The organism is Rhizobium sp. AAP116, from assembly GCF_001295785.1.
Taxonomy (GTDB): domain Bacteria; phylum Pseudomonadota; class Alphaproteobacteria; order Rhizobiales; family Rhizobiaceae; genus Allorhizobium.
The window spans coordinates 230,128-256,542 of record NZ_LJIB01000007.1 but is presented as its reverse complement, the minus strand read 5'-3'; the positions used below and the strand labels follow the sequence as shown (position 1 = coordinate 256,542).

At 61.9% G+C, this 26,415-nt stretch carries 28 protein-coding genes; 10 read left to right on the top strand and 18 right to left on the bottom strand.

Annotated features, from left to right (window positions below; translation table 11 throughout):
- The first annotated feature begins 40 nt into the window (after positions 1-40).
- Both IP85_RS06615 and IP85_RS06610 read left to right on the top strand, forming a co-directional pair.
- Entirely contained in the window at positions 41-2,149 is a 2,109-nt protein-coding gene (locus IP85_RS06615; RefSeq protein WP_054148877.1) for a S9 family peptidase, read from the top strand.
- A gap of 220 nt (positions 2,150-2,369) precedes the next feature.
- Positions 2,370-2,687, top strand: coding sequence for a hypothetical protein (locus tag IP85_RS06610; protein WP_054148876.1), 318 nt, complete (start codon positions 2,370-2,372; stop codon positions 2,685-2,687).
- Between the two features lie 68 nt (positions 2,688-2,755).
- Here the strand turns inward: IP85_RS06610 and IP85_RS06605 are convergent, their stop codons facing one another.
- Complete coding sequence (locus IP85_RS06605) at positions 2,756-3,487, bottom strand: cation transporter (protein WP_054148875.1); 732 nt, start codon at positions 3,485-3,487, stop codon at positions 2,756-2,758.
- Positions 3,488-3,567: 80 nt separating this feature from the next.
- On the opposite strand from IP85_RS06605, the gene IP85_RS06600 reads away from it, so the two are divergent.
- Positions 3,568-3,981: a helix-turn-helix domain-containing protein gene (locus tag IP85_RS06600; RefSeq protein WP_054148874.1), complete on the top strand. Its 414-nt coding sequence runs from the start codon at positions 3,568-3,570 to the stop codon at positions 3,979-3,981.
- Between the two features lie 49 nt (positions 3,982-4,030).
- Here the strand turns inward: IP85_RS06600 and IP85_RS06595 are convergent, their stop codons facing one another.
- A complete protein-coding gene (locus IP85_RS06595) occupies positions 4,031-4,360 on the bottom strand; it encodes a type II toxin-antitoxin system RelE/ParE family toxin (RefSeq protein WP_054148873.1) in 330 nt (109 codons plus the stop codon).
- A 1-nt stretch (position 4,361) separates the two neighbouring features.
- Positions 4,362-4,628: a type II toxin-antitoxin system ParD family antitoxin gene (locus IP85_RS06590; RefSeq protein ID WP_054148872.1), complete on the bottom strand. Its 267-nt coding sequence runs from the start codon at positions 4,626-4,628 to the stop codon at positions 4,362-4,364.
- Positions 4,629-4,892: 264 nt separating this feature from the next.
- Between IP85_RS06590 and IP85_RS06585 the strand changes: the two genes are divergently transcribed.
- Complete coding sequence (locus IP85_RS06585) at positions 4,893-5,384, top strand: GNAT family N-acetyltransferase (RefSeq protein ID WP_054148871.1); 492 nt, start codon at positions 4,893-4,895, stop codon at positions 5,382-5,384.
- A gap of 31 nt (positions 5,385-5,415) precedes the next feature.
- On the top strand, positions 5,416-5,985 hold the full coding sequence (locus IP85_RS06580) for a DJ-1/PfpI family protein (protein ID WP_054148870.1): 570 nt from the start codon (positions 5,416-5,418) through the stop codon (positions 5,983-5,985).
- Between the two features lie 18 nt (positions 5,986-6,003).
- On the opposite strand, the gene IP85_RS06575 is transcribed toward IP85_RS06580, so the two are convergent.
- The 6 genes from IP85_RS06575 to IP85_RS06550 all read right to left on the bottom strand — a co-directional run bounded on the left by IP85_RS06575 (position 6,004) and on the right by IP85_RS06550 (position 11,226).
- Entirely contained in the window at positions 6,004-6,228 is a 225-nt protein-coding gene (locus IP85_RS06575; protein ID WP_054148869.1) for a hypothetical protein, read from the bottom strand.
- Between the two features lie 341 nt (positions 6,229-6,569).
- Positions 6,570-7,487 carry a cytochrome c gene (locus IP85_RS06570; protein WP_054148868.1) on the bottom strand — a complete coding sequence of 306 codons (918 nt, stop codon included), beginning with the start codon at positions 7,485-7,487 and terminating at the stop codon, positions 6,570-6,572.
- A 91-nt stretch (positions 7,488-7,578) separates the two neighbouring features.
- Positions 7,579-8,022, bottom strand: coding sequence for a cytochrome c (locus IP85_RS06565; RefSeq protein WP_054148867.1), 444 nt, complete (start codon positions 8,020-8,022; stop codon positions 7,579-7,581).
- 288 nt (positions 8,023-8,310) lie between these two features.
- Positions 8,311-9,066, bottom strand: coding sequence for a metallophosphoesterase (locus tag IP85_RS06560; RefSeq protein WP_348625552.1), 756 nt, complete (start codon positions 9,064-9,066; stop codon positions 8,311-8,313).
- A 65-nt stretch (positions 9,067-9,131) separates the two neighbouring features.
- Positions 9,132-10,208 (bottom strand): AI-2E family transporter, encoded by a 1,077-nt coding sequence (locus IP85_RS06555; protein WP_054148981.1) that lies wholly within the window; start codon positions 10,206-10,208, stop codon positions 9,132-9,134.
- 136 nt (positions 10,209-10,344) lie between these two features.
- On the bottom strand, positions 10,345-11,226 hold the full coding sequence (locus IP85_RS06550) for a VOC family protein (RefSeq protein ID WP_054148866.1): 882 nt from the start codon (positions 11,224-11,226) through the stop codon (positions 10,345-10,347).
- Between the two features lie 213 nt (positions 11,227-11,439).
- Here IP85_RS06550 and IP85_RS06545 point away from each other — a divergent pair, with 213 nt between their 5' ends.
- Together IP85_RS06545 and IP85_RS06540 are read left to right on the top strand one after the other, a co-directional pair.
- Positions 11,440-11,850: a universal stress protein gene (locus tag IP85_RS06545; protein WP_054148865.1), complete on the top strand. Its 411-nt coding sequence runs from the start codon at positions 11,440-11,442 to the stop codon at positions 11,848-11,850.
- Between the two features lie 28 nt (positions 11,851-11,878).
- A complete protein-coding gene (locus IP85_RS06540; RefSeq protein WP_054148864.1) occupies positions 11,879-12,199 on the top strand; it encodes a TraR/DksA family transcriptional regulator in 321 nt (106 codons plus the stop codon).
- Positions 12,200-12,261: 62 nt separating this feature from the next.
- Here the strand turns inward: IP85_RS06540 and IP85_RS06535 are convergent, their stop codons facing one another.
- A complete protein-coding gene (locus IP85_RS06535) occupies positions 12,262-14,580 on the bottom strand; it encodes a Tex family protein (RefSeq protein WP_054148863.1) in 2,319 nt (772 codons plus the stop codon).
- A gap of 174 nt (positions 14,581-14,754) precedes the next feature.
- Between IP85_RS06535 and purD the strand changes: the two genes are divergently transcribed.
- From purD to IP85_RS06520, 3 genes are all read left to right on the top strand, one after another.
- Complete coding sequence (purD, locus tag IP85_RS06530) at positions 14,755-16,026, top strand: phosphoribosylamine--glycine ligase (RefSeq protein WP_054148862.1); 1,272 nt, start codon at positions 14,755-14,757, stop codon at positions 16,024-16,026.
- A 125-nt stretch (positions 16,027-16,151) separates the two neighbouring features.
- Positions 16,152-16,601: a plant virulence effector HPE1-like domain-containing protein gene (locus IP85_RS06525; protein WP_054148861.1), complete on the top strand. Its 450-nt coding sequence runs from the start codon at positions 16,152-16,154 to the stop codon at positions 16,599-16,601.
- Between the two features lie 277 nt (positions 16,602-16,878).
- Positions 16,879-18,699 carry a methyl-accepting chemotaxis protein gene (locus IP85_RS06520; protein WP_054148860.1) on the top strand — a complete coding sequence of 607 codons (1,821 nt, stop codon included), beginning with the start codon at positions 16,879-16,881 and terminating at the stop codon, positions 18,697-18,699.
- 58 nt (positions 18,700-18,757) lie between these two features.
- On the opposite strand, the gene IP85_RS06515 is transcribed toward IP85_RS06520, so the two are convergent.
- The 8 genes from IP85_RS06515 to IP85_RS06485 all read right to left on the bottom strand — a co-directional run bounded on the left by IP85_RS06515 (position 18,758) and on the right by IP85_RS06485 (position 26,314).
- Positions 18,758-19,261: a DUF523 domain-containing protein gene (locus tag IP85_RS06515; protein WP_054148859.1), complete on the bottom strand. Its 504-nt coding sequence runs from the start codon at positions 19,259-19,261 to the stop codon at positions 18,758-18,760.
- Positions 19,258-19,557, bottom strand: a complete 300-nt coding sequence (locus IP85_RS06510; protein WP_054148858.1) for a type II toxin-antitoxin system RelE/ParE family toxin — start codon at positions 19,555-19,557, stop codon at positions 19,258-19,260. The genes IP85_RS06515 and IP85_RS06510 overlap by 4 nt, the downstream gene beginning before the upstream one ends.
- Complete coding sequence (locus tag IP85_RS06505) at positions 19,550-19,801, bottom strand: type II toxin-antitoxin system ParD family antitoxin (protein ID WP_054148857.1); 252 nt, start codon at positions 19,799-19,801, stop codon at positions 19,550-19,552. Before IP85_RS06505 ends, IP85_RS06510 begins: the two co-directional genes overlap by 8 nt.
- Before the next feature lie 105 nt (positions 19,802-19,906).
- Positions 19,907-22,147: a glycine--tRNA ligase subunit beta gene (gene glyS / locus IP85_RS06500; protein WP_054148856.1), complete on the bottom strand. Its 2,241-nt coding sequence runs from the start codon at positions 22,145-22,147 to the stop codon at positions 19,907-19,909.
- The gene (locus IP85_RS22625; RefSeq protein ID WP_280949600.1) at positions 22,140-22,268 is read right to left on the bottom strand and encodes a hypothetical protein; all 129 of its coding nucleotides are present in this window, start codon (positions 22,266-22,268) and stop codon (positions 22,140-22,142) included. Before IP85_RS22625 ends, glyS begins: the two co-directional genes overlap by 8 nt.
- A 171-nt stretch (positions 22,269-22,439) precedes the next feature.
- Positions 22,440-24,374, bottom strand: coding sequence for a DUF2207 domain-containing protein (locus tag IP85_RS06495; protein WP_054148855.1), 1,935 nt, complete (start codon positions 24,372-24,374; stop codon positions 22,440-22,442).
- Positions 24,371-25,636, bottom strand: coding sequence for a 3-phosphoshikimate 1-carboxyvinyltransferase (locus IP85_RS06490; RefSeq protein ID WP_054148854.1), 1,266 nt, complete (start codon positions 25,634-25,636; stop codon positions 24,371-24,373). Before IP85_RS06490 ends, IP85_RS06495 begins: the two co-directional genes overlap by 4 nt.
- Before the next feature lie 126 nt (positions 25,637-25,762).
- Positions 25,763-26,314, bottom strand: coding sequence for a LemA family protein (locus IP85_RS06485; RefSeq protein ID WP_054148853.1), 552 nt, complete (start codon positions 26,312-26,314; stop codon positions 25,763-25,765).
- Between the last annotated feature and the right edge of the window lie 101 nt (positions 26,315-26,415).

Sequence of the window (26,415 nt, the reverse complement as noted above, 5' to 3'; positions counted from 1 at the left end):
CTCGCTGAGCTGAATGTTTCCATTTTCGGAAGGATCTCCCTTGTCCGTCTTCAAGAACCTGCCCGCCGCACCCGCCGCCGCCAAGAAGCCCGTTTCCGATACCCGTCACGGCATCACGAGAACGGACGAATACGCCTGGCTGCGCGCCGACAACTGGCAGGCCATGTTCAAGGATACCTCGATCCTCGATCCGGAAATCCGCTCCACTCTCGAAGCCGAGAACGCCTATATGGAAGCGGCGATGGCGGACACCAAGGAGCTGCAGAAGACGCTGTTTGCCGAGATGAAGGGTCGTATCAAGGAAGACGATTCGTCGATCCCGATGAAGGACGGTCCGTTTGCCTATGGTTCGGCCTTTGTCACCGGCGGCGAGCAGCCGCGCTATTTCCGCATTCCGCGTGACGGCAGCCCGAAGGACGAGTCGATCCGCGACCTGCTGCTCGATGGCGACAAGGAAGCTGTCGGCAAGGACTATTTCCGCCTGTCCGACATCGATCACACGACTGACCACAGCTTCGGCATCTGGGGTTACGACGACAAGGGCTCGGAATACTACACCCTGCGGATCCGCGATCTCGCCACCAAGCAGGATCTGGACGATGTGCTCGAAAATACCGCCGGCGGCGGTGTCTGGGCGCCTGATGGCAAGAGCTTCTTCTATACGCTGCAGGATGAGAACCACCGTCCGTCCAAGGTCTTCCACCATATTGTCGGTCAACCGCAGTCGTCCGACCGTCTCGTCTATGAGGAGAAGGATCCCGGCTTCTTCATGGGCGTTGGCGGCTCGCTGCTCGACGACTTCATCTTCATCGACATCCACGACCACGAAACATCCGAATACCGCCTGCTGTCCACCAAGGATTTGACGGCTGAGCCCGTGCTGGTCGCCGAGCGCGAAGAGGGCGTGGAATATTCGATGACGGAAGGCGGCGATGTCTTCTACATCCTGACCAATGCCGACGGCGCCAAGGACTTCAAGATCGTCGAGGCGCCGGTGTCTGCACCGGGCAAGGCAAACTGGAAAGACCTCGTGCCGCATGAGCCGGGCCGGCTGATCCTCAACCACATGGCGTTCGCGCGCCATCTCGTCTGGCTGGAGCGTCGCGAGGGTCTGCCTGTCATCATGATCCGCGACCGCAAGTCGGGCGAGGAGCACTCGATTGCCTTTGCGGAAGAAGCCTATTCGCTGGGACTTCAGGGCGCTGCGGAATACGAGACCGATATCATCCGCTTCTCCTATTCGTCGATGACGACGCCAAGCCAGCTGTTCGACTACAACATGGCGACGCGCGAGCGCACACTTCTGAAGACCCAGGAAGTACCATCAGGCCATAACCCGGAGGATTATGTCACCCGCCGCGTCTTTGCCGAAGCGCATGACGGCGAGACGGTGCCGGTTACCCTGCTCTACCGCCGCGACACGAAGCTCGACGGCTCTGCCCCCTGCCTGCTTTATGGCTATGGCGCCTATGGCATCACCATCCCGGCCGGTTTCAACACCAATTGCCTGTCGCTGGCGGATCGCGGCTTCGTCTATGCCATCGCCCATATCCGTGGTGGCAAGGACAAGGGTTTCTCCTGGTATGAAGACGGCAAGATGGAAAAGAAGGTCAACACCTTCAGGGACTTCATCTCGGCTGCCGACCACCTGGTGAAGGAGGGCTTCACGTCTTACCACCGGATCATCGCCGAAGGCGGGTCTGCGGGTGGCATGCTGATGGGCTCGGTTGCCAATATGGCGCCGGAGAAGTTCGCCGGCATCATCGCGGCCGTACCCTTCGTCGATGTCTTGAACACCATGCTCGACGACACCCTGCCGCTCACCCCGCCGGAATGGCCAGAATGGGGCAATCCGATCGAGTCGGAAGAGGAATATCGCTGGATCGCGGCCTACAGCCCTTACGACAATGTCGAGAAGAAGCCCTACCCGCCGATCATCGCGCTTTCGGGCCTCACCGATCCGCGCGTGACCTATTGGGAGCCAACCAAGTGGATCGCGAAGCTGCGCGAGACCGCCCCGGAGGCGGGACCCTTCCTCCTGAAAACCAACATGGCCGCCGGCCATGGCGGCAAGTCGGGACGCTTCCAGCGATTGGAAGAGATCGCGTTTGAATATGCCTATGCGATCAAGGTGGCAGGGAAGGTCTAAAGCGGTAGCGGGGTCGCCGGCTCCAAGCAATAACGCGTGCGTTTTCGGCATTGTTTCGGCAATGCCTGAAACAGCCGCGCCTTAAAATTTCGATTCGCGGCCCGTACTTTCAGTCGCGACATTGCGCAAGGGGCAATTCCCATAGCGACATCACCGGCGCAAGCTTCGCGCAAGGTTGAAAGGTTAACAAAAGGTTAATTCTTCAACTGAGGTGTCCGCCATGAGGATCGAAAGCGGCCTGAGCGGCTACTCCTACCAAAGCCGATACGTGCCGAACACGGCAGGCGCGGAGGATGCTGCCCCCGAAACGTCCAACACCAGCGCACCCCGCGGAAGCGGTGCGAGCACGTTTTCCAGTACGCTCCTGTCGAACCAGCTGGCTTCGGCCTTGTGGACCGTCGAAGGCTCGCGCAAGGCGATCGTCGACATCGGCAACGGCCCGAACCGGGATCGCCAGCCTGCCGATTCCCGGGTGCAGATGGTGGAAGCCGCCTACCGGGAATACGAGATACCCCCTTCGCCCTATCAGGAATTCTGATGAGACGATGCGGTCAAGAAGGCCGGCCGGCATGATGCCAGGCCGGCCTTCTTGCGTCTGGACATCCGTCAGGGGTGACGATGCACGTGATCTGCGCCGTGTTCATGCTGAGCGTCATCATGATCATGCCCCGACCCGCAGGATGCCTTCCCCGTCCCGCAGCAGGACGATGACAGGGTGATTGCTTCGCCCGCCCTCCACTCGCGGTAACTCTGGTTGAGGATCTGGACGGAGGAGCTGAGGAAGAGGCCTGCCATGATGCCGGCCACGATCAGGTCGGGCCAGGCGGTGGCCGTTCCCCAGACACCGAGTGCTGCGATCATGACGATGACATTGCCGATCGCATCGTTGCGCGAGCAGAGCCAGACAGAACGCACATTGGCGTCCCCGTCCTTGTAGGACATCAGGAGAAGCACGCTCGCGACATTGGCGCCAAGCGCCAGGAAACCGATGAGGCCCATGACCGGCGCCTCTGGCACGCCGCCTTCAAAGGCCCGCCAGACTGTGGAGCCGAAGACCCAGAGGCCCATCAGGAAGAGGCTCACACCCTTGGCGGCGGCAGCCATGCTGCGGGTTTTCAGCGAGGCACCGATCACGGCGAGCGAAATGCCGTAGGTTACGGCATCGGCGAAGAAATCCAGCGCATCGGCCTGCAATGCCTGGGAACGGGCCAGCTGTCCGGCCGTCATTTCCACGGCGAACATGGCGGCATTGATGGCAATCACCAGCCAGAGCCGGCGCTTGTAGGTGTCGGACATGCCGTCGAAAGGGGCATGGTCATGGCCGCAAGCAGCACTCATCTTTGATATCCTTCAGGTCTTGATGTGGTCATGCATCGACCTTAGGATCTCTAGTGACTAGAGGCTCAAGGGGTTATTTCATGTTTTCGATCGGGGATCTGTCCCGGCGCGCGGGGGTCAAGGTGCCGACCATCCGTTACTACGAGCAGATGGGGCTGATCTCGGCCCCGGATCGCACGGAAGGCAATCAGCGGCGCTACGAGAAGGCCGATCTTGAGCGATTGACCTTCATCCGCCATGCGCGGGATCTCGGATTTCCGATCGAGGCGATTCGGGAGTTGCTGACGCTCAGCGGCCATCCGGAAGAGCCCTGCGAGCGGGCAGACCACATCGCCCGGGAACAGCTCGATGATGTCAGGGAAAAGATTGCGCGGCTGAAGAAGCTGGAGGCGGAACTCGCCCGCATCGTCTCCCATGCCGACTGCCATACGGTGGGGGATTGTTACGTGATCCGGGCGCTCTCCGATCACGGTCTTTGCGAACACGAGCATTGAGGACCGATGCTCACGGCCCAGCGCCGGGGCAGAGGTGGAGCGGTGATGGTCAAGGGCCCTCGGTTGGATTGGCCCGCTGGTCGAGCAGTGCCGCATCAATATTGCGACCTGCATAGAAGAAGCCGAGCACCAAGACGTCACCTTCCCGGGCGACGAAGGCAATGCTCAGGCGTCGGCGGAAGCCGATGATCCGAAGCCCGTCTACCGCGCCGCTTCGCAAACTTCCACGCTCAGGGTAGGCGCAGAGATCGGCGAGGAAGGATTTTACGGCACTGACATAGCTCCACGCCCTGTCCGAGCCCGAGCGTTCCGCGATGTAATCGTATAGGTCATTGAGCTCTCCGGCCGCATCCGGATGGATAATCAGCGGCCGGGTCATGTTACCGGTCACTCACGCGACTGCGGTGGCGCGCCTCAAGTCGCGCAAATACCTCGTCGCCAGAGATCAGCCGGTCGGGATTTTGTTTGGCATCGGCGAAACGAGCAGGAATTTCGACGTCGAGCCAGCGATCTCTTGCACCATCAAACTCATCAAGTAGTTCCAAGCCGGCGCGGACAACCGCCGAGGCATCGGAAAACCGACCGCTCGCCAGCTGACGTTCGATCCTCTCCCGATCATTGTCGTCGAGTTTAAGACTAATGGTCATCTGTCGACCTCCATGGAGACAAGCATACCATATCGCCAGCTTCAAAACAGCTGACAGTTCCCCCGTTGACAATCGATTTAAACTGGCGCATCACAACCGCCATGATCGACGTTCGCGCAACCATCTCCTGCACGTATTTTTGGGCCTACCGGTAACCGGCGGCCTGACAAGATCACATTGTCAACAGGCCGCCGTCAGGCGGCCTTGTTGTTTTCCGGACGACTTTCCCCCTGACGGCACGAAATGAGACCAAGGGAAAGCAACATGACCGAAGATACAAACCTTACACTCCCCCGCCCGCCGATCGTGGCCATCCGCCATGCCAAGCCGCGCGACCTGCCGCAACTCAACGCTATGATTCTGGCGCTCGCGCAGCATCACGGCGATGCTTCGGCGATGACGCCTGATGTCCTGGAGCGCGATCTGTTCGGACCCATGCCCTGGATCCAGGCGCTGGTTGCCGACAGCGGCGAAGAGGGCCTGATCGGCTACGCCATCCTCGTGCCGCTCTACAAGGCGCAAGAAGGCAAGCGCGGCATGGAGCTGCATCATCTCTTCGTGCGCGACGGACAGCGGGGCAACGGCATCGGCCAGCATCTCGTCGACCGGGCCCGCCAGATCGCCCGCGCTTCCGGCTGTGACTTCCTTTCGGTATCGGCTGCCACCGGCAATTTCGCCGCCCACCGCTTCTACGAAAACATGGACTTCATTCCGCGCCCGGTCACCGGCATGCGTTACCTGCAGGCCTTGAGCTGAGCCTCACCCGACAGACGCAAGGAGGAACCTCATGCCCCGCATCGTGATTGCCCTGCAGAACGACTATGCCGACTGGGAACCCGCGCTCCTGATGGCGGCAACGCGTTACTGGCTCGACTGCGAAGTGGTGACGGCAAGCCCGGATGGCAAACCCGTCATCTCCATGGGCGGGCTGAAGGTCACACCCGACGTCGGCTTTGACGCGATCGATGCCGAGCAGTTCGATGCGCTGATCATTCCCGGCGGCTATGCCTGGGAAAAGGGTGTGGCGTTTGACTTCACAGCGCTCGCCACGGCGTTTCGTGACAAAGGCAAGGTTCTCGGCGGGATCTGTGCGGCCGCGAGCGCGCTGGCGGCGACAGGCGTGCTCGACGAGGTCGCGCATACCGGAAATGCGCTCGCGTCGCACAAGAAGTATCCCGGTTATCGCGGGGAGGCTCGGTATGTGGACCAACCACAGGCAGCGCGCGACGGAAAGATCGTGACCGCAGCCGGCTCGGCACCGGATACCTTTACGATCGAAGTGCTGAAGGCGCTTGATCTCTTCGGGCCCGAAGCCGAGGAAGAGCTGACGATGTTTGCCGCCGAGCATCGCCGTTGAGAACTGATGTTGTCCGCATCAGTGCCTGACGGGCGGATTCTCCGACCATTTCTGCAGCGTTGTCTTGATCAGGATGAGAGCCGCCTGCTGGGCGTGATCGCGCTCGCGCGGGTCAACGATGGCCGAGAGGCGCTTCTCAAAAGCACCAACAGTCTCATGCACCCAGCGGTGCAGAGCGGGGTCCGGATAGTTGTCGAGCAGGGACCGGAGCGCATTCTCCATCCGCCGGCGTTCGATGCTCATATCCCCTCCGCAGTCATTTCGACGACAGAAAGATGACAGACAAGGCTTGCGCGATGCTGAACAGAGCCGTGAAAGCTTGTACCAAGTGTCGATGATAGGAACCCATAGGATGGCTTATTGCGGTGTGCTGGCTAGGCGCGGCGCGCCGGGCGATGCTCCCGCATCGGCCAAGCGGCGCAACAACGCCAGGGGCCTGCAATAAACCACCCTTGGTCGGCTTCCCGCCTATTCTGGCGTCGTCGAGTTCCTTGACCGATGCGTCAGCATCGCTCTTCGGACCTCTCCTAGCCAGAAAGTGCGGTCGAGCCGATCCTATAGACCCCTATCATCGACACTTGGTATCATTGCACCGCCGGGATCGCCTTCAGATAGGCGGCAATCGCCTCGCGATCGGCGGCCGTCAGTTCCGCCATGTTCTTCTGCACCTCGACCATGGAACCGCCGACACTGTCGTAATCGGGTGTGAAACCGGTTTCGAGATAGGTGACGATATCGCCTTCGCTCCACGACCCCATGCTCTTCGAGCCCGGCGTGATGTTGGGGATCGTGCCCTCGCCGTCCGGATTGGGACCACCGGCGAGCCACTGGCCGGAAAGGAAGCCTCCGAGCGCATTGCGCGGCGTATGGCATTCGCCGCAATGGCCAGGGCCTTCGACGAGATACTGGCCACGCTTCAGCATGTCGGAGGCATCGGCCAGTTCAACGCGCGGGGCATCGCTGAAGAACAGGAATTTCCAGCCGCCGAGCGCGATGCGCTGGTTGAAGGGGAAGCCCAACTCATGCGCAGGTGCTACGGCATCACTCGCCGGCAGCGTCTTCATGAAACCGTAGAGGTCGTTGATATCCTTCGGCGTCATGCGCGCATAGGAGCCGTAGGGGAAGGACGGGTAAAGGTGTTCGCCCGCGCGACCCACTCCACGGGTCATGGCATCGCCGAACTCGGCGAGTGTCCAGGCGCCGATACCGGCTTGCGGGTCGCTGGAAATGTTGGGTGCGTGGAAGGTGCCGAAATCGCTCTTCAGCGGTGCGCCGCCCGAAAGGACCAGCCGCGCATCGCCCGTGGCTCCGACCGGCGCATGGCAACTCGCACAACCACCGGCAAAGAACACTTCTCGTCCATGGGTGAGATCTGGTTCGCCGAGATTGGCCCAGACCGCAGGGTCCTGGCGCTGAGGCGCGGTGATGAAAAGGAACGTGCCGAAACCGGCTGCACCGAGCACGGCGAGCGTACCGAGCCCCTTTACCCATGTCGATGCCATCTCAGGCCTCCGTCTACTGCATGCACACGCCTGGAAGCGTGCAATTCGGCGGGCGATCCAGGTCGTCCGGAGATCACCCGCCGGGAGGGCCTTACTTCTTCAGACGGTAGGTCTGGTGGCAATCGCCGCAAGTGGCACCGACGGCCTGCATCGTAGCACCGACGCCGGCCTGATCAGCCGGAAGTGCGGCGAGCTGGGCTTCCGCGATGGAAGCGAGCTTGGCGGACTTGGCCTTGAAGTCGTCCATGTTCTGCCAGATCGCCGGCGCGGCTTCGGATTCCATGCCGGTTTCGCTGCCCGCGGGAAAATGGTCGGGGAAGGTCTTGCCGACTTCGGCGAGCGTAGTGAGGGCTGCCTTCACGGCTTCCGCGTCATAGGGCTTCTCGCCCTTGGCGATACCGCCGAGCGCGCCCATGGCACCGCCGACCTTCTTCATTTCATCCTGACGCACGGCCTGCGGTTCGCCCGCAGCAATGGCTGCGGTCACGCCAAGACAGATCGCCGTCGCGGCAGACAGAACGAGTTTCAACTTCATCAGCTTTTCTCCAGGGGCTCAGCCGGACGCACCGGCGATCGTTAGCAGGGCATCCTATGTTTGACGCCTTGGAACATCCGATTGAAGTCACAAAGGAGTGATGAGCATCACCCTTGGCAAGTTTCAGATATTTATGACGAATTCACGTCAGCAGGCTGTCAGTGAATTGTCAGCGAAGATGCCTGTACGGCGCTTGCCGGGACGCAGCTGAAGGCTGCGGTCGGGTTCGCGACCATGTCCCGCGATCTCGATCCGGTCATCGAAGATGGAAAGGACCGCGAAGGCGTTCTAATGCTCCGTATCGACCATGCCACGGAAGTTGACGAAGTGAACGCCGTTCTTCTCGGCATAATTGCCGGTGTGCTGGTGGCCGTTGAGATAGGCCAGGGCCGAGGAGGACTCGGCGATGAGACCGGAGAGAGCCTCTGCACCCCAAAGCGCATGATCGGATGGCGGGTAGATGGGGTAGTGCCCGAGAAGAATGACGTCTTCGCCGCTTTCCTCGGCGGCCGCAAGTTGATCGGCGATCCAGGTCATCTGACGATCGGAAATGCCGGCATTCCACCTGTTGGCGTTCGGCGCACCTTGTTCCCGCAACGCAGCAAGACGCTGCTCGGCTTCGATCCGCCTTGGGTCGCCCTCCGGCGGAGCGAAGAGCGAGATCTCGTTGCCATCTGTGACCAGTAGACGAAGACCCTTCATTCGCACTGCATGATAGGGCGCCGGCATCCCGAGCCTGGGGTAAACCTGCGCCAGGCGCGCCGGGTCAACCATGAAGTCGTGATTGCCAGGCAGCAGGATGCGCGGCGCCTGCAACGTCTCGAGAAGATCGAGAACGGGTGGGAAATTCTCCCAACCGCGGTCGATCAGGTCGCCCAGCACCACCACGGCATCGAGGTTCTGGGCATTGAAGTGCTGCAAGGCTTCACCGAGCTTGTCGAGCGAGCGGCGGAAGTAGCGGTCCCGCTCCCGATCCGGGTCGAGGTCGGCATATTGGGGATCTGCGATGATGCCGAGCCGCAGGCGGGCGAGAGTGTCAGTCATGGATGCACCGTTTGTGGTTTTCGGCGGTGCATAGGCCCTGGCCATGACGGGTGAATGACAGTCCCTCAGCCAGGAAGATTGGGCTGTATCCGGGTCTGCGGCACGATCCCGCCATACAGCGTCATGCAGATCAAGGTCAGCGGGACCGCAAGCATGGCGCCCACGGCACCCCATAACCAGGTCCAGAAGACGATGGCGACAAAGAGCATGAAGGCGTTCATCTGCAGCCGCTTGCCCATTACCGCCGGGATCAGCAGGTTTTCCAGGAGACCATCGAGAAGGAAGAAGACAAAGGCCGGCAGGAGGCCGATCAAGAGGCTTTCATGCACCAGCAAGCCGGCGATCGCCATGGCGATGGTGACCATGGCTATGCCGAGAAATGGGATAAAGCTGAGCAGGAAGGCCGCCACACCCCAAAGCGCCGGTGTACCCAGACCGCCGATCCACGCGACCACTGCGGCGACAGCACCGAAGATACCGTAAACGACGACCGCCGTCGCAAAATAATAGCCGAGCGCTTCCTCGACCTCGTTGAAAAGGCGGATGGCCTTCAGACGACGCGCACGGTCGGAAAAGGCGCGGATCAGTTCTCGACGCAGTGCCAACCGACAGGACAGGAAAAGCAACAGGCCGGCGATGAAGATGAAGAGCTGCACAAGGGCTGGCGTCACGCCGGCTGCAACGGTCGAAAGAATGGTGCCGGAATTCTCCAGCATTGTTTCCATGGAATCCGGCCCGCGCGACAGGATCGCCAGGGGCCGCTGCATCCACGGAATACCCTCAAGATATTCGATCGTGCGATTGATCATGTCCGGACCATTTTCGACCAACATGTTGATCGGCGTCCAGACGATGCTGACCAGAACGAGTAGCAGGACCAGGAAAAGGCCGGACAAGATGACGGCCGTCACAGTGGGCGGCATGCCGAGCTTGCCGAGACGGTCGGCCGCAATTCCGAGGATGAGGCCGACGACGATCGCCATGGTCAACGGGATGAGGATGAACGAAGCCAGATGCAGCGCGACAAGCGCAAAGATCAGAAAAAGACCAATGACCGACCAGGACACGACATAGTCGAGCCCCGTCTTCTTGAATCGAACCTTGCGAGAGGGACTATGGCGATGGTTGACCTGCACGTTCACCGGACGCTCCCGGACAGGCATTTCTCTCGGTTGATAGATGATGACATGATGTTGTTCCCTCGCGACGTCCTTCAACGTGCGGGAACAACATCCGTTCCACCGGGAATAACACGGTCAGTGTTTCGGATACGGCAGATCAGCTCTGAGGTGCGACCAGCGTCAGACCGATGCCCCATGGATCTGCGAAACTGAAGCCGCGCGGGGTCCGCTCCACCTTGATCTCCAGGCTTTCCAGAGTGGTCAGCACGTCGGTCAGAACAGAGTGATCGTTGAAGGCGAGTTCGTAGTCCTGGAGCCCGGTCATTGCCCCTGTGCGAGCTGGCGCCTTGCGGCTGTTCCAGATGTTGGCGGCCACATGATGATGGTAGCTGCCGGAGGCATAGAAGCTCGCTCCCGGATAGCTCGCCATCTTCTTCAGACCAAGCACGCCTTCGTAGAAACGGTCCGCTTCAGGCACGTCGCCGACCTGGAGATGAATATGTCCAAGAGCCGCGTCCGGCGAGATGCCGGCCCACGGGGTCTTCGGAGCACCGTCATAGAGCGCCTGCAGATCAAGCCGGCGCGTGTCCATCTCGACGGTCCCATCAGGATGATAGGTCCATTCCTCCGGCTTGCGGTCCCGGTAGACCTCGATGCCGTTGCCTTCCGGGTCGGAGAGGTAGATCGCCTCGCTCACAAGGTGGTCGCTGGCACCTTCGAACTGGAGGCCGAGATTGGCAGCGTGCGCCAGCCAGTGGGCGAGCTCGGCGCGATCGGGCATGAGGAAGGCGTTGTGAAAGAGACCGGCTGCATTGCGGGGTGCAGCGGCTGCATCGCCGCGCGTCGTCAGGGTCAGGAGAACGCGATCACCGGCGCCGAGCTCGACACCACTCGGTCCATGCGCCAAGCGCTTCAGCCCGAGGGCCTTCTCGTAGAAGCCGGCCATCATCTCCAGATCACGCACGACGAGATGGGCGCGGCCGACATGCACGGGGCGGCTTAGGGCAAAGGATGCGGTTTCTGCATGGGCGGATGTCATCACGTTTCTCCTGCGGCCGAAAGCGACCTCTGGACCCAGATATGGGATAAAACCGTCGTTCACAAAAGACGACACTTCTTCGAAACATCGTTCGATAAAGATTGACGACCCGACACGCCTCAAAGTTGATCCTGATCAATGCGGCGCAGCACCAACGGACGCATTCTGCCTTCATAAAGAGGAAACACCCGGTGGGTGATAAAGGAGAGCAAGATGTACAAGAAGATCATCGTTCCGGTCGATCCGGCAGCCATTGCGGTCGGCGAGACGATCCTGACCAAGGCCAAGTCCCTGCTCGACGCAGGCGGCGAGATCGTGCTTCTGACCATCATCGAGGACATCCCCGGCTACCTGGCGATCGACGTTCCGGTCGACCTCATCGAGGGCGCGATCAACGACGCCAAGGCCAAGCTCGTCACGCTCAAGGAAACGACAGGGGTCAGCGCCCATATCGAGATCCGCTCCGGCGCCCCAGCCCGCGAGATCCTGGCGACGGCCGAGGAGCACAAGGCGGACCTGATCATCGTTGGTTCGCATGTGCCCGACTTCTCGAACTATTTCATCGGCGCCACGGCAGACCGGGTGGTGCGCCACTCGAAGATCTCCGTGCTGGTCGATCGGTGATGTTATGATGGAGAACCCCGTACAAGCCATGGACACAGCCCATTTCGAACGCATCCTGCTCGCCCGCAAGGACGAGATCGAGCGGCGGCTGAAAAAGATCGATACCGATCTCGGCACCCTGAAGAGTGCCGACAGCACCGAACGCGCCACCGAGGCGGAGAACGACGAAGTGCTGGAGGAATTCGGCCAGGTCGGCGAGGAGGAATTGCGAGCGATCGATGCCGCTCTGGACCGAATTGCCAAGGGGCGGTATGGTCAATGCGTGACATGCGGCGAGCCGATTTCGATCGAGCGGCTGAAAGCCGTGCCGCATACGCCATTCTGCCAGGACTGTGCAGCCGCTCATTGAGCGGTAGCTTTCGAGGGGCGATGGGCAGGCCGGAGTGATGAGCTCCGGCCTGTTTCTTTATGCTATTTCTTGCGCATGGCCTCGGCAAGCGCCGCACCCAGACCACCCATCGCAGGCTGTTCCGGCTTCGGCGGGCGAGCGTTGGAATGCTTCATGGCGCTGGCATTGCCCTTGGCATCGCCGCGCATCGAGGGCTGTTGCGCCTCGCCGCCGTCTTTCCGCATGGTGAGGGCAATGCGCTTGCGCTTGACGTCGACTTCGACGACGCGGACCTTCACGACATCGCCGGCCTTCACCACCTCATGCGGATCCTTGACGAAGCGATCGGCAAGCTGCGAAACGTGGACCAGTCCATCCTGATGCACACCGATATCGACGAAGGCACCGAAGGCGGCGACATTGGTCACGGTTCCTTCCAGCGTCATGCCGACCTTGAGATCGGTGATTTCATCAACGCCCTCGGCAAAGGTGGCGGTCTTGAAGCTTGGACGCGGGTCGCGACCCGGCTTTTCCAATTCGGCAATGATGTCCTTGACCGTCGGCAGACCGAACTGCTCGTCGATAAAGCGCTTCGGATCGAGGCCTTTCAGCGTCGCGCTATCGCCCATCAGCGAGCGTAGGTCGCGGCCGCAGGCGGCGACGATCTTCTTCGCCACGCCGTAAGCTTCCGGGTGGACGGAGGACGCATCGAGCGGCTCCTTGCCGTTCGGAATACGCAGGAAGCCGGCGCATTGCTCGAATGTGCGGGCGCCGAGGCGCGGCACTTTCAGGAGATCCTTGCGGCTGGCGAAGGGGCCGGTCTCGTCGCGATGGGCAACGATGGCCTCCGCCGTCGTCTTGCCGAGGCCCGAGACGCGGGCGAGCAACGGGGCGGACGCCGTGTTCACGTCGACGCCGACGGCATTCACCGCGTCTTCAACGACGGCATCCAGCGAGCGGCCGAGGCGACCCTGGTCCACGTCATGCTGGTACTGGCCGACGCCGATCGATTTTGGCTCGATCTTGACGAGTTCGGCCAGCGGGTCCTGCAGACGCCGCGCAATCGAGACGGCGCCGCGCAGGGAGACGTCGAGATTGGGGAATTCCTTTGCCGCCGTTTCCGAGGCTGAATAGACGGAGGCGCCGGCTTCAGACACGATGACCTTTGTCGGCTTCGGGGCGGTCGCGGGGAACTGGGCGAGCATATCGGCCACCAGCTTTTCCGTCTCGCGGCTGCCGGTGCCGTTGCCGATCGAGATCAGCTCGACATTGTGCTTGCGGATGAGGCTGGCGAGTTCGGTCTGGCTGCCGCGGATGTCGTTGCGCGGCTGGAAAGGATAGACGGTGGTCGTCTCGACCACTTTGCCGGTGCCATCGATGACGGCGACCTTGACGCCGGTGCGGATGCCAGGGTCAAGGCCCATGGTCGGGCGAGAGCCTGCGGGGGCGGCGAGCAGCAGGTCTTTCAGGTTTCGGGCGAAGACGTGGATCGCCTCTTCCTCGGAGCGTTCACGCAGATCGCGCATCAGGTCGAGCGACAGCGACACGGAGAGCTTCACCCGCCATGTCCAGCCGGCAACCTCCAGCAGCCACTGGTCGGCGGGGCCTTTGCCGGCGACCTGATAGGCGGCGGCGATCATGCGCTGGCTGGTTTTAACAGGGGACGTGTCGTCACGGTCGACCTCGATCGAGAGCGACAGGAACTCCTCGTTCCAGCCGCGCAGCATGGCGAGCGCCCGATGGCCGGGGACGGTTGCCCAGCGTTCGAAATGGTCGAAATAGTCCGAGAATTTCGCACCCGCCTCGGCCTTGCCGTCGACGAGCTTGGAATAGAGGATCGCGCGATCCTTCATGTCGTTGCGCAGGCGGCCGATGAGATCGGCGTTTTCGGAGATCTGCTCGGCGATAATGTCGCGGGCGCCTTCGAGCGCTGCCTTCACGTCCGCAACGTCCTCGGTGATGTAACCGGCTGCCAGCTTCTGGGGATCGCTCGTCCGGTCGGCGAGGATCGCATCGGCCAGCGGCTGCAGCCCCTTTTCCCGGGCGATCTCGGCGCGGGTGCGGCGCTTCGGCTTGTAGGGCAGATAGAGGTCTTCGAGCTCGGCCTTGGTGGTAACCTGGGCGATCTTGCGGGCGAGCTCGTCGGTCATCTTGCCCTGGCCGTCGATGCTCTCGAAGATCGATTTGCGGCGGGCGGCAAGCTCGCGCAGGTAGATCAGCCGTTCGGCGAGGTTGCGCAGCTGAGTGTCATCCAGGCCGCCGGTCACTTCCTTGCGGTAGCGGGCGATGAAGGGGACCGTGGCCCCCTCATCCAGCAGACCGACGGCGGCCGTTACCTGATCGGGACGGGCATTGATCTCGGTGGCGATGAGGGCGGCAATGGATCTGATGTCGTCGGCCATGGGTGTTCCATTCATTCATTCAGGGTGCGGACCATAGCGGGCGAATGCGGCAAGGCAACGGGCATGCGCCCCACTTCACAGGAAAGCAGGGCCATCCAAGGTCAATTCGGCTTGACCTTTCTCCCCTTCCCCCTTAACCGCCGGGCATTCCCCTTGTGGCATTGGAGGCTGGCGATGAAGGTTTTGTTGATCGGATCGGGTGGACGCGAACATGCGCTGGCCTGGAAGATCGCCCAGTCGCCGCTTTTGTCGAAGCTTTATGCCGCCCCCGGCAATCCGGGGATCGCCGAAGAGGCCGAGCTTGTTGCGCTCGACACGGAGGATCACAGCGCGGTCGTGCAGTTCTGCAAGGACAAGGCGATCGACTTCGTCGTCGTCGGCCCGGAAGCACCGCTGGTCGCCGGCATTGCCGACCGGTTGCGCGAGGCAGGCATCGCGGTCTTTGGGCCGTCGGCGGCGGCTGCCCAGCTCGAGGGCTCCAAGGGCTTCACCAAGGATGTCTGCGCGCGCTTCAACATTCCGACCGGCGCCTATCAGCGCTTCAACAATGCGCCAAAAGCCAAGGCCTATGTGCGCGAACAAGGCGCGCCGATCGTCATCAAGGCCGATGGGCTTGCCGCTGGCAAGGGCGTGACGGTTGCCATGACGCTCGACGAAGCGCTGGCCGCCATCGACGACTGCTTCGAAGGTGCCTTTGGGGCTGCCGGTGCCGAAGTCGTGGTCGAAGCCTTCCTCGACGGCGAAGAAGCGAGCTTCTTCTGCCTTTCAGACGGCAAGTCGCTTTTGGCCCTCGCGACTGCCCAGGACCACAAGCGTGTGGGCGACGGCGATACCGGGCCGAATACCGGCGGCATGGGCGCCTATTCGCCGGCACCTGTGATGACACCTGAGATGGTCGAACGGACGATGAAGGAGATCATCGAGCCGACGATGCGCGGCATGGCCGAGATGGGCCACCCCTTCCAGGGCGTGTTCTTCGCCGGGCTGATGATCACCGAAAAGGGTCCGGAACTGATCGAATACAATGTCCGTTTCGGCGATCCGGAATGCCAGGTGCTGATGATGCGGCTGAAGAGCGATCTTTTGGCCATCCTCCATGCCTCGGCCACCGGCACGCTGGATCAAGTGACGGCCGAGTGGAGCGAGGACCCGGCACTGACCGTGGTGCTGGCGTCCAAAGGCTATCCGAGTGCCTATGACAAGGCGACGGCGATTGCCTCGCTTCCTGAGGCGCGCCATGGTGCCAAGGTCTTTCATGCGGGAACGGCGATCAAAGACGGCCAGCTGGTGGCAACGGGTGGACGTGTGCTCAACGCCACGGCCCGCGGCACGAGCGTAGCCGAGGCTCAGGCTGCGGCCTATGGCCTGGTTGATGCCGTAAAATGGGAGAACGGCTTCTGCCGCCGCGACATCGGCTGGCGGGCGATCGAGCGCGAAAAGGCCTGACGGGCAAGCGCTCTCCCACCGCCGGGAGCATGAAATCGATCATTCGTTCAAATTTTACCAAAGCTCCTGACCGGATCGAAAGAAACGATCGCTAATGTTCATCCCAACAATCGGGGAATAACGTGATGCGTTTCATCGTTTCGACATCCATGATGCTTGCCGTCTCGGCGCTTGCCATGCCGGCTCAGGCCGGTTCGATCTCGACCGTGACCGGACTTTCCGCGAGCCAGCCTAGCATTCTGACGATCGATTGCGCCCACTGCCCGCCGCCCGCTGCGCGGGTCGGACGGACAGATTATCAGGTCCCCACCGTTCCAAGCGGCAGCCAGACCGCGGAAGTGGTCGATGTAGATGGCGAAAAGAAGCTGAAGCGGGTGGAGAGTTGGCTCGGCGGCTCGCCCGTCGTGGTCTACACATCCGCGACAGGCTGGGCCACCGACGGCTCGACCATCGTCGCGGGCGGCCTGCCCGCCGCCAACGAGATCGACCATGGCGCAACGACCGCCGCCGTCGACGCACCGGTCGAGGCCGACAAGGCACCGGCGCTGGCAGGCTTCGACCTGCGTCTAAACTAATCCCCCCCATCCGCCCGCCTAACGATCCGGGCGCGGCGGTCTCTCGTGGTCGACACGGACATAACGCCCGGCCCAGTCCCGGGCGTTATGTCGTGAGCCCCTCCCCCATATATCATCGGTATTTTTTCATATCGCCGCATCTGTGGACGCTTAAATTCATTTAAATCTTTAAAGGCGAGGCTGTCTTGCAAATCCTCGGGACATGACGTGCCGATCCGTTCGACTGTTCCACCTCCCTGGCGCCCGAACCGCACGACAGACGAAAGCTCCCTCGCCCATGAAAAACCTCCGGATTTCCTTCCAGCTGATCTTGCTGATCGGTGGCCTGATGGCGGCTTTTGCCGCCGCCACTTATCTGCAGGTCCGCTCCTCCACCGAGACCATCTACCAGCAGCGCTATGAACTTCTGAGAACACAGGTGGAATCGGCGCTCTCGGTCATGAAGGACTACAACGACCGCGCCGCGGCTGGCGAGTTCTCCGTCGAGGAGGCCCAGAAGCTCGCTTACGGGCAGGTTGGAAAGATGCGCTTCGAGCCGGACGGCTATTTCTTCGCCTATGACTACGACGTCGTGATGGTCTTTCATCCCAATACCAAACTGGTCGGCAATTCCGGCAAGGGCAAGGGCGACCCCAACGGCTTCCTCTACCGCGACGAACTGGTCAAGCTCGGTCGCGCCGGCGGCGGTTTCGTAGAGTTCATCGGTCCCAAGCCGGGCCAGGATCCGAACGATTACAGCTTCCCGAAGGCCGCTTACGGCAAGGCGTTCGAGCCCTGGAACCTCGTCGTTGTCACGGGCCTCTATACCGACGACCTGAAGGCCGAGATCCGGTCCAGCATCATGAAGACGGTCGGCATGTCCGCCGGGATCTTCTTCCTTGCTCTGATCGCGGCCTATTTCGTCATCCGCAACATCACCACCCCGCTCAAGGCGATCCATGACGCGCTGGAAGCCGTGGCCGACGAGAATGTCAACATTGCCATACCGCATACCGACCTCAGCAACGAGATCGGCATGATGGCGACCGCCACGAAGAGCCTGCAGGACAAGGTGCGCGAGCGCCATGCGCTCGCAGCCCGCCAGGAAGAGCAGAAACGCGAACTCGACAGCGAACGCAGCCAGAATGCAGAAGCGCAGCTTGCTGAAGCTCGCCAGCAGGCGCACGTCGTTTCGACCATCGGCCAGTCGCTGGAACAGCTCGCCCATGGCGACCTGACGGTGCGTTGCGCCGATCTGGGCCCGAAATATGCGGCACTCCGTGACAACTTCAACGATGCGCTCGCCCGTCTCGAAGAGGCCATGGCACGCGTCAACCTCAAGGGCAACGATATTGCCGTATCGAAGGAAGAGATCCGTCGGGCCTCGGGTGAGCTTGCCACCCGCACCGAACGTCAGGCCGCCAATCTCGAGGAGACGTCTGCCGCCCTCGACGAGCTGACCGTCGCAGTTCGCCAGACGGCGGATGGTGCGCGGGAAGCCGCCAATCGCGTCGGCACGGTTAGCGACGAGGCGCGCCAGAGCGACGAGATCGTTACCAAGGCAATCAACGCCATGAGCGGCATCGAGCAGTCTTCCGCCGAGATCACCAAGATCATCGGCGTGATCGACGAAATCGCCTTCCAGACCAACCTCCTTGCACTGAATGCCGGTGTCGAGGCGGCCCGTGCGGGCGAAAGCGGCAAGGGCTTCGCCGTCGTTGCGCAGGAAGTTCGCGAGCTTGCCCAGCGCTCCGCGGCTGCCGCCAAGGAGATCAAGGACCAGATCGCCCGCTCGTCGGCTCAGGTCGAACAGGGCGTGCAGCTGGTCGGCCAGACCGGCGAAGCGCTGAAGCGCATTTCCGACCAGATCGCCAGCGCCAACGACATCGTCTCGAAGATCTCGCACAGCGCCCAGGAGCAGGACACGACGCTTCGGTCGATCTCGTCCGCAGTCAACCAGCTCGATACGGCAACCCAGCAGAATGCGGCAATGGCCGAGGAAACGACAGCTTCGGCCGAGGTTCTCGCCAACGACACCGGCGACCTGCTGGACCTGATCCGCAGCTTCAAGACCAGCCAGGCTGGTGCCGGCCAGCCGCAGTATCGCATGGCGAGCTGAGCGAACACCGCTTCCATGAACACAAGGCCGCCGGAGCAATCCGGCGGCCTTTCTCGTTTCAGCGGATGCTTTTGATGTGTGCTTCGAGCTTGTCGAGTTCCAGGTCGGAGAAGACTTCGATGCCGGCCTGACGCATCAGGGCTGCGGTGACGCCAAAACCGGGATGGCGGGTGCCGGAAAACGAGCCGTCATAGATGAAGCCGGAGCCGCAGGAGGGGCTGCCGTCGATGAGGAGCGCGAAGCGGCAATCCTGCGCGCGGGCGAAGGCCACGGCCTTGCGGCCACCCTCGATAAATTCCGCAGTGACGTCGCCGCCTGTCACTTCCAACACCCGGGCCCGACCGGCAAGGACATCGTCACCGTTTTTGCCGCCTTCGATTTCAGCGGGTGGACGTGGCGTCGGCAGGCCGCCGGCCTGTTCGGGGCAGTAACCGACGATCCGGCCCTCGGTCTTCCAACGCTCAATCAGGGGATCGTGGAGGGGTTTGCCCTTGCCGTCGTAACGGACAGGGCGCCCGAGCAGGCAGGCGCTTATGAGAATCTTGGGGGGCATCAAGGTCAGTCGTCCAGTTTACCCAGATAGTCGGCTCGCTCGTGAATGATGCGCACAACTTCCACCATGCTATCCTCCAGAATGACGTAGAAGATCAGATGTGAGCCGCAACGCCTGCGGCGGTAACCAGGCCGCAATGAAGGTACCTCGCTGCCTGAAAACGGATGGACTCCGATTTCCCCGATCATCGCAAGGATCTGCCTGAGGTATCGCTCGGCTTGATCCTCAGACCATCGATCCCGCGTGTAGTCACCGATTTCGAGAAAATCCTGGCGTGCGGCCGGACTGAGCCGGATCTCAGCCACGGCTTTTCCATCTTTCGCGAACGGAAGTCATGAGATCTTCTGGATCGAAAGAAACGGAGGGCCCACTGTTTTCCCCCTCGATCAGCGCGTTGCGCAGCCATTCGACCCTGGCCTGCTCCTCCTTCAAAAGCTGCAGACCGGCTTCGACCACCTCTTGCGCCGACTTAAACTGGCCGCTTTCGAGCTGGGCGTCGATGAAGCTGTCAAAGGGCTCAGCGATGGTCACCTGGACGGGCTTGTTCATGCGAGTGGCCTCCGGCTTTCTTCGCGTCAAGAATAACACAAGATATCGCGGTCAGAAAACGGTCACTGGAAATGAAAAACCCCGCCGAAGCGGGGTCTCAAATCATCAGCCTGTGATCTTGGAGAAGTCGGCGACCGTTGCAGTCGCCTCGCGGATCGCCTTCAGGAGCGCCAGACGGTTGGCGCGGATGGCGGCGTCCTCGTCGTTGACCAGGACGTCCTCGAAGAACTTGTCGACCGGGCCGCGGAGCGTCGAGAGCGCCTGCATGGCGGAGCGGAAGTCTTCCGATGCCACAGCGTCAGCTGCCGATTTCGAGGCGGACTGGATGGCGGCGAAGAGGGACTTTTCCGCGTCGAGCTTCAGCAGCGCTTCCGAGACGCCATCGGCGACGACGGTGCCCTTCTTCTCTTCGGCTGCCAGCAACTGGGTGGCGCGCTTGGTGCCGGCCAAGAGATTCAGGCCGTCTTCCGAGGTGATGAAGGCGGTCAAGGCTTCGGCCTTGCGAGCGACCATCAGGAGGTCGTCGGCCTCGGGCGTCAGCACGGCATCGATGATGTCGTGGCGGGCGCCCTGGTCGCGCAGATAGACCTTCAGGCGGTCGTGGAAGAAGGAGAGGAGGTCGATGCTCAGCGTGAAAACATCACGATCTTGCAGCTTCTGCTTTTCGAGCACCCTCGGTCCATTTGCAGCATGGCTTGGCAGCACCAATTGCGCATCGATAGCCGCCAAAAGGCGCAGACGTATGCCCTCCTCCAAAATCATCCTAACTACACCGAGCGCCGCGCGACGCAAAGCATATGGGTCTTTCGAACCCGTCGGCTTTTCGTTGATCGCCCAAAAGCCGGCGAGCGTGTCCAGCTTGTCCGCGAGCGCGACTGTCAGACCCACCTTGTCTTCCGGCAGACGGTCCGAGGGGCCGTTTGGCTTCCAGTGGTCCTCGATGGCAGCAGCTACGGATGCATCTTCGCCCTGCAAAGCTGCGTACTTGCGGCCCATCGCGCCCTGGAGTTCGGGGAATTCGCCGACGGCTTCGGTGCGCAGGTCGGCTTTCGCCAGCACCACGGCGCGGTCAACGAGGGCGGCATCAGCGCCGACGATCGGGGCCAGCACCTTGGCCAGTTCGCGGATACGCGCGACGCGCTCGCCCTGCGTGCCGAGCTTGGCGTGGAAGGTGACGTTCAGCGCGTCGAGCTTGGCCATGCGCTGGTCGAGCGGCTTCTTGAGATCCAGGTCGAACTTCGCGGCAGAGGCTTTCAGCGTGTCGAGGTCCGGCAGGTCGCCCTGGTCGCGCTTCCAGAAGTGCAACGCATCCGACAGGCGGGCGCGCACGACCTTGCCATTGCCATGCATGATCTCGCGGCCGCCGTCGGTGGCCTGGATGTTAGAGATCAGGATGAAATGGTTGGAGAGCTTGTCCGTCTCACCCTGCGGGCGCACGACAAAACACTTCTGGTTGGTCTTGATGGTCAGGCGGATGATCTCGGCCGGGATCGAGAGATAATCCTCTTCAAACGTGCCGAGCAGGACCTGCGGCCATTCGACGAGGCCGGAGACTTCCTCCAGCAGGCCCTCGTCCTCGACCAGTTCCAGCCCATTGGCAAAGGCGATGTCGCGGGCGTCGTGCAGGATCATGTCCTTGCGACGCTCGGCATCGAGGATGACCTTGGCGCGCTCCAGGCTCGAAACGTAGTCGTCGAAGCGCTTGACGGTGATGGCATCAGGCGCGTGGAAGCGGTGGCCATAGGTGACGTTGCCCGCCACAATGCCATCGATCTCGAAGGGGATGACCTGCACTTCGTCATGCTCGGGGCCGAAGGTGCAGACGATCGACTGCAGCGGGCGCACCCAGCGCAGGCTTTCCATGCCCTTACCCTCGATGCCGCCATAGCCGGATCCCTTGGGCATCGAGGCAAAGCCCGAGCGCATCGACTTCGGCCAGGGGAAGGCCCTGATGATGCCGGGCATGACATCGGCGATGATTTCTTCCGCCGCACGACCGGGCTTTTCCATGTAGGCGACGTAGAAATCGCCCTTCTTCGGATCGGTCTTGATGATGGCCTGGTCGATCGAGGTGAGGCCAGCGCCGCGCAGGAAGCCGTCGATCGCTCCTTGAGGCGCCGAGACGCTTGGGCCCTTCTTCTCTTCCTTGATGTCGGCGGAACGGGCGGTTAGGCCACGGATATCCAGCGTCAGGCGCCGGGGCGTCCAGTATTCGCGCGCGCCCTCATAGGTGAGACCCGCATCGACAAGCGCATCGGTGACCATCTTCTTCAGATCGCCAGCCGCCTTGCGCTGCATGCGGGCGGGGATTTCCTCGGAGCGGAGTTCGAGCAGAAGATCAGGCATTGGTGTTCTCCGAGGCCCGCATGCCGTTTTCCTGATTGCGCGTCCTCGCGCCTGCGGCGCTGCGGGTGCGCGGCGTGGCCGGGATTTCTTCGGAGCGGAGTTCGAGCAGGAGATCGGGCATCGGGTCTGACTTTTCGAGATGTTGCTTGAGGCTGCGGCGGACTTAGCAAGCCCTGCGACAAAAGTCATCCATGGATCGGCGCAAAATGGCGGGTGGATCAGGCGGCGGCCAGGGGATCACCCCCACCCGCGCGTTACGCGCGACCTCCCCCCACAAGGGGGAGGTGGATGGCTACCACCCTCCCCCGCCACCGCCGCCGCCGCCACCGCCGGAGGAGCCGCCGGAGAAGCCTGACGAGGACGAGGAGCTGGAAGGAGGCGGTGTCGGGATGGTGGAGGCGATCGTCGAGGCCATGGAAGATGAGAAGCCGCCGATGCGGTCACCGAACCCGCCGGGATTGCTGCCGTGATACCAGCCGGGGCTGTAGGCGGCGGTCGCGGCGCCTGCGGCAGCGGTTGCGAGCCAGGTTTCGAAGGTCCGCGACCAGGGCTTTTCGACGCCGAGGGCCACCGCGTAAGGCAGGAGCTTTTCGAAATGGCTGGGCGACATCGTCGGCGCGCCGGCCATGTTCATCCGGTCCTTTTCGGCCAATGTCAGATAAATGCGCAGGCCCTCGATGCCGTCCATCAGCTTGCGGCCGAGCGGCGTCGGCGCGCCCATCAGGAAGAAGAAGAGCAGGTTGACCAGGAGGATGCCACCGAAGGCGATGAGCACCGGGAATTGGTGGGTGGATTCGAGGTCCATCCACATGGAGATCAGCATCAGGCTCATGGTGGAGAGCGCGACAAAGCCGATCAGGGCCAGCGCCAGGACGGCGATGATCTTGCTGAAGAGAGAGCGGCCCCGCCTGAACGAGTTGACCAGCCCGATGGTGAAAGTACCGAAGAACACCGAGAAGAAGGTCGGCACGAAGATCAGCGCATAGACGTCCTCGTCGAGGTCTCCGAAAATGAAAAGTGCTGCGACCACGGCAATCGAGAGGCCGATGCCGAGCGAAGTGTAGCCGGGATTGCCATTGTAGTACTTGTTGCGGTGTTCCTTCTCGATCGCCTGGCGGAAGCGGTTACCGACCGATTGCACCTTTTTGCCGTTGGCCTTGTCGATGACGAGCGTGTCGCCGCTTGACGGAATTTCCGCAATCAGAGCAGCCTCACCGGACTGCAGCTTGCTGGTGACGGTCTTCTTCGTGCGGCGGATGGTGATGCTGCTGTCGAGATCATCGAGCTCGACATAGCCAGCAACTGCGAGATTGAGTGCTGCGGCGGAAAGTGCTGTCCAGCCGGCACCTGAGAAGCCTTTGTTATCGATGTAATTAACTAGCGCAGGAGAGATGCCTTCCGGCGGATCCCAGCGGGGGACCACGATACCTTTTGGCGGATCGCGGCCGACGGCGACCCAGGAGCGCAGGTAATAGAGGAAGATGACGGCCAGGCCGCCGAAGCCGATGATGGTGTTGAGGTTGTCGCGGATGAACCACCAGGTGCTGTCTTCCGACGAGGGCGCTGCCACCACGCCCTTGTCGAAGGCGAGCACGATGGTCAGGCCTTCGTTCGGGCTCAGTGGCTGCGTGGTCTGGAATTCGAGACCGTTCGATCCCGGGATTTCACGGGCGTTCTGAGCGGTGGAACCCGATGGACCGGTGTAGACGGTGGTTCTTGTCGGAACGGCATCATCTGGAAGCGTGACGGTCGCGCCCGCGCGATCGATCGGGAAGAGCCAGCCATTGCCTGTCACGTTCCAATAGAGCTCGTCGTGATCGTCGAAGTAACGGATCTGCCGGCCGGTCCAGTAGGTTATGGTGTAGGTGTATTCGCCTGGCTGGAGGAAGACGTCGGCTGAGCCGGTATAGATACGGATGCCGCCGGAGACGGTTTCGGTATGGTTGGCTTCCGGCCGACCGTCCCGTTCAACCGAAATCAGCTCGAAATCGACCTTCTGGCGAAAGCCCCGCGCATCCTGGGCATAAAGCGGGAAGTCGCGGAAAATTCCGCGCCTGATCTCGTTGCCCTCGGCATTGACGGTGATCGTTTCCGTCACCTCGATCGTAGCGTCGGGCAGGACCACGATATCGGCGTGGTAGTCGCGGATGACCTCTTCAGCCTGCGCGCCGCATGCCATCCAGATGAGGAGAAGGAAGGCGGAGCACAGGCGAAGCAGTGAGGTCATTTCGGATCGTTCCTGACGAGTTCGACGCCGAGTGAGGCGAGCGCATCCCAGTAGGCGGGATAGGTCTTGGCGACACAGCCGGGGTCGAGAATGGTGATGTCGCGGATCTTCAGGCCAGCCAGCGCAAAGCTCATGGCGATGCGGTGATCGGCGAAGGTATCGATGTCAGCCGGCAGCGACTGGCCTGCGAGCGACGGGGCCGAGAAGACCACGAGGTCGTCGCCCTCTTCCTTGGCCAGGCCCTCGCGGATGTTGTTGAGGCCAGTGGAGACGGCGCGGATGCGGTCGCATTCCTTGACCCGCAAGTTCTCGATGCCAACGAAGCGCACGGGCGTCTCGTTGAAGGCCGCAAGCACGGCAATCGTCGGGATCGCATCCTGCATCTGACTGCCATCGATCACGGCCGGCATGTTCGGGAACTGGGCGATCACTTCATAGGCCTTGGCGTCCGGCTGGGTGAAGGCATCCGATGGCGTGCCGATGTCGATCTGGCCCCTGGTCAAGACTTCCGCACCCCACAGATAGGTGGCGGCAGAGGCATCCGGCTCGATGTGGAAATCGGTCGCGGTATAGCCTGTCGGCTCGATGCGCCAGGAGGCCGGCGTCGGCTGCTCGACCTTGGCCCCGAATGCACGCATGGCCGACAGCGTCAGGTCGATGTAGCCGCGCGCACCGATATCGGCACCGGCAAGTTCGATGTCGAAGGGCTGGTCGGCGCAGGCCGCCGCCATCAGGAGGGCCGAGACATACTGGCTCGACAGGCCCGCATCAATGACGACGTGGTTCTTCTTGAAGGCGCCATTGGCATCGATGGCGACCGGCGGGCAACCCGAGGGCGCGGCAATCGCGACGCCGAGCGACTGCAGGGCATCAACCAGCGGCTTGATCGGCCGCTTGCGCATGTGTTCGTCGCCATCAACAACGTAGCGGCCCTTGCCCAACGCGAGGGCAGCGGTGAGGAATCGAGTGGCGGTGCCGGCATTGCCCAGGAAAAGTGGTTCCGCAGGCGACTTCAACTCGCCCGTGCTGGTGACGACGAAGGTGGTCGCATCCGGCTCCTCGACGGTGACGCCCATCTGACGGAGCGCTTCGGCCATGTAGCGGGTATCGTCGCTCTTCAGCGCGCCGGTCAGGCGGCTCGTCCCCTTGGCGAGGCCTGCGAGCAGCAAAGCACGGTTGGTGATGGATTTCGAACCCGGAGGACTCACCTTGCCGGTGAGGGCATGGGTGGGCGGAAGGATGGTCACACTGTCAGTCGTCATTGATCTCAGTCTCTATGCATGGTCTTCAGCAGGCCTGCAAAGAAGCATGCTTTGCCTGTTTAACCGGTCGCGGGTTCTGGTTGGAAAACCTTAGAACAGTTTTCCGGAACCCGCTGGAAGTGGACGTCAGAACTTGACCGTCGGTACCGCACGGTCGGCCTCGTTGGCAATCTCGAAATAGGGTTTCTTCGAGAAGCCGAACTGGCCGGCGACGAGGTTGTTGGGGAAGCTCTCGACCTTGACGTTCAGATCGCGGGCCGCGCCATTGTAATAGCGGCGCGACATCTGGATCTCGCCTTCAACGGTTTCGAGCGAACGCTGCAGCTCGAGGAAGTTCTCGTTGGCCTTCAGATCCGGATAGGCTTCGGCCAGCGCGATGATCCGGCCCAGCGCCGCCCCGAGCAGGCCTTCGGCCTGGGCGCGGCCAGCGACATCGCCCGCCGGCACGGCCTGGGCCTTGTTGCGCAATTCGACGACGTTCTCCAGCGTCTCCTTCTCATGGCCGGCATACCCCTTAACCGTCTCGATCAGATTGGGGATGAGATCTGCCCGGCGCTTCAACTGCACATCAATGCCCGACCAGGCTTCCTCCGCCATCTGCCGGGCCTTGACCAGACCGTTGTAGATGAAGACGAGGTAGGCGCCGATGGCGGCGATGATGGCCAGTGTCGTAAACATGAATGGCAGGCTCCCAGCTGATATGGCCGCACGTTAGCGGGTCAATATGGGAAAGTCATGATCGAAGTTCCGGCAAGCCCGAGACGGCGAGCCGGAAAACG

Bases quoted from the DNA above. Each gene is read 5' to 3' on its own strand.
- IP85_RS06610 (WP_054148876.1), top strand. From the start codon at position 2,370: ATGAGGATCGAAAGCGGCCTGAGCGGCTACTCCTACCAAAGCCGATAC.
- IP85_RS06605 (WP_054148875.1), bottom strand. From the start codon at position 3,487: ATGAGTGCTGCTTGCGGCCATGACCATGCCCCTTTCGACGGCATGTCC.
- IP85_RS06600 (WP_054148874.1), top strand. From the start codon at position 3,568: ATGTTTTCGATCGGGGATCTGTCCCGGCGCGCGGGGGTCAAGGTGCCG.
- IP85_RS06595 (WP_054148873.1), bottom strand. From the start codon at position 4,360: ATGACCCGGCCGCTGATTATCCATCCGGATGCGGCCGGAGAGCTCAAT.
- IP85_RS06590 (WP_054148872.1), bottom strand. From the start codon at position 4,628: ATGACCATTAGTCTTAAACTCGACGACAATGATCGGGAGAGGATCGAA.
- IP85_RS06585 (WP_054148871.1), top strand. From the start codon at position 4,893: ATGACCGAAGATACAAACCTTACACTCCCCCGCCCGCCGATCGTGGCC.
- IP85_RS06580 (WP_054148870.1), top strand. From the start codon at position 5,416: ATGCCCCGCATCGTGATTGCCCTGCAGAACGACTATGCCGACTGGGAA.
- IP85_RS06575 (WP_054148869.1), bottom strand. From the start codon at position 6,228: ATGAGCATCGAACGCCGGCGGATGGAGAATGCGCTCCGGTCCCTGCTC.
- IP85_RS06570 (WP_054148868.1), bottom strand. From the start codon at position 7,487: ATGGCATCGACATGGGTAAAGGGGCTCGGTACGCTCGCCGTGCTCGGT.
- IP85_RS06565 (WP_054148867.1), bottom strand. From the start codon at position 8,022: ATGAAGTTGAAACTCGTTCTGTCTGCCGCGACGGCGATCTGTCTTGGC.
- IP85_RS06560 (WP_348625552.1), bottom strand. From the start codon at position 9,066: ATGACTGACACTCTCGCCCGCCTGCGGCTCGGCATCATCGCAGATCCC.
- IP85_RS06550 (WP_054148866.1), bottom strand. From the start codon at position 11,226: ATGACATCCGCCCATGCAGAAACCGCATCCTTTGCCCTAAGCCGCCCC.
- IP85_RS06545 (WP_054148865.1), top strand. From the start codon at position 11,440: ATGTACAAGAAGATCATCGTTCCGGTCGATCCGGCAGCCATTGCGGTC.
- IP85_RS06540 (WP_054148864.1), top strand. From the start codon at position 11,879: ATGGACACAGCCCATTTCGAACGCATCCTGCTCGCCCGCAAGGACGAG.
- IP85_RS06535 (WP_054148863.1), bottom strand. From the start codon at position 14,580: ATGGCCGACGACATCAGATCCATTGCCGCCCTCATCGCCACCGAGATC.
- purD (WP_054148862.1), top strand. From the start codon at position 14,755: ATGAAGGTTTTGTTGATCGGATCGGGTGGACGCGAACATGCGCTGGCC.
- IP85_RS06525 (WP_054148861.1), top strand. From the start codon at position 16,152: ATGCGTTTCATCGTTTCGACATCCATGATGCTTGCCGTCTCGGCGCTT.
- IP85_RS06520 (WP_054148860.1), top strand. From the start codon at position 16,879: ATGAAAAACCTCCGGATTTCCTTCCAGCTGATCTTGCTGATCGGTGGC.
- IP85_RS06505 (WP_054148857.1), bottom strand. From the start codon at position 19,801: ATGAACAAGCCCGTCCAGGTGACCATCGCTGAGCCCTTTGACAGCTTC.
- glyS (WP_054148856.1), bottom strand. From the start codon at position 22,147: ATGCCTGATCTTCTGCTCGAACTCCGCTCCGAGGAAATCCCCGCCCGC.
- IP85_RS22625 (WP_280949600.1), bottom strand. From the start codon at position 22,268: ATGCCCGATCTCCTGCTCGAACTCCGCTCCGAAGAAATCCCGGCCACG.
- IP85_RS06495 (WP_054148855.1), bottom strand. From the start codon at position 24,374: ATGACCTCACTGCTTCGCCTGTGCTCCGCCTTCCTTCTCCTCATCTGG.
- IP85_RS06490 (WP_054148854.1), bottom strand. From the start codon at position 25,636: ATGACGACTGACAGTGTGACCATCCTTCCGCCCACCCATGCCCTCACC.
- IP85_RS06485 (WP_054148853.1), bottom strand. From the start codon at position 26,314: ATGTTTACGACACTGGCCATCATCGCCGCCATCGGCGCCTACCTCGTC.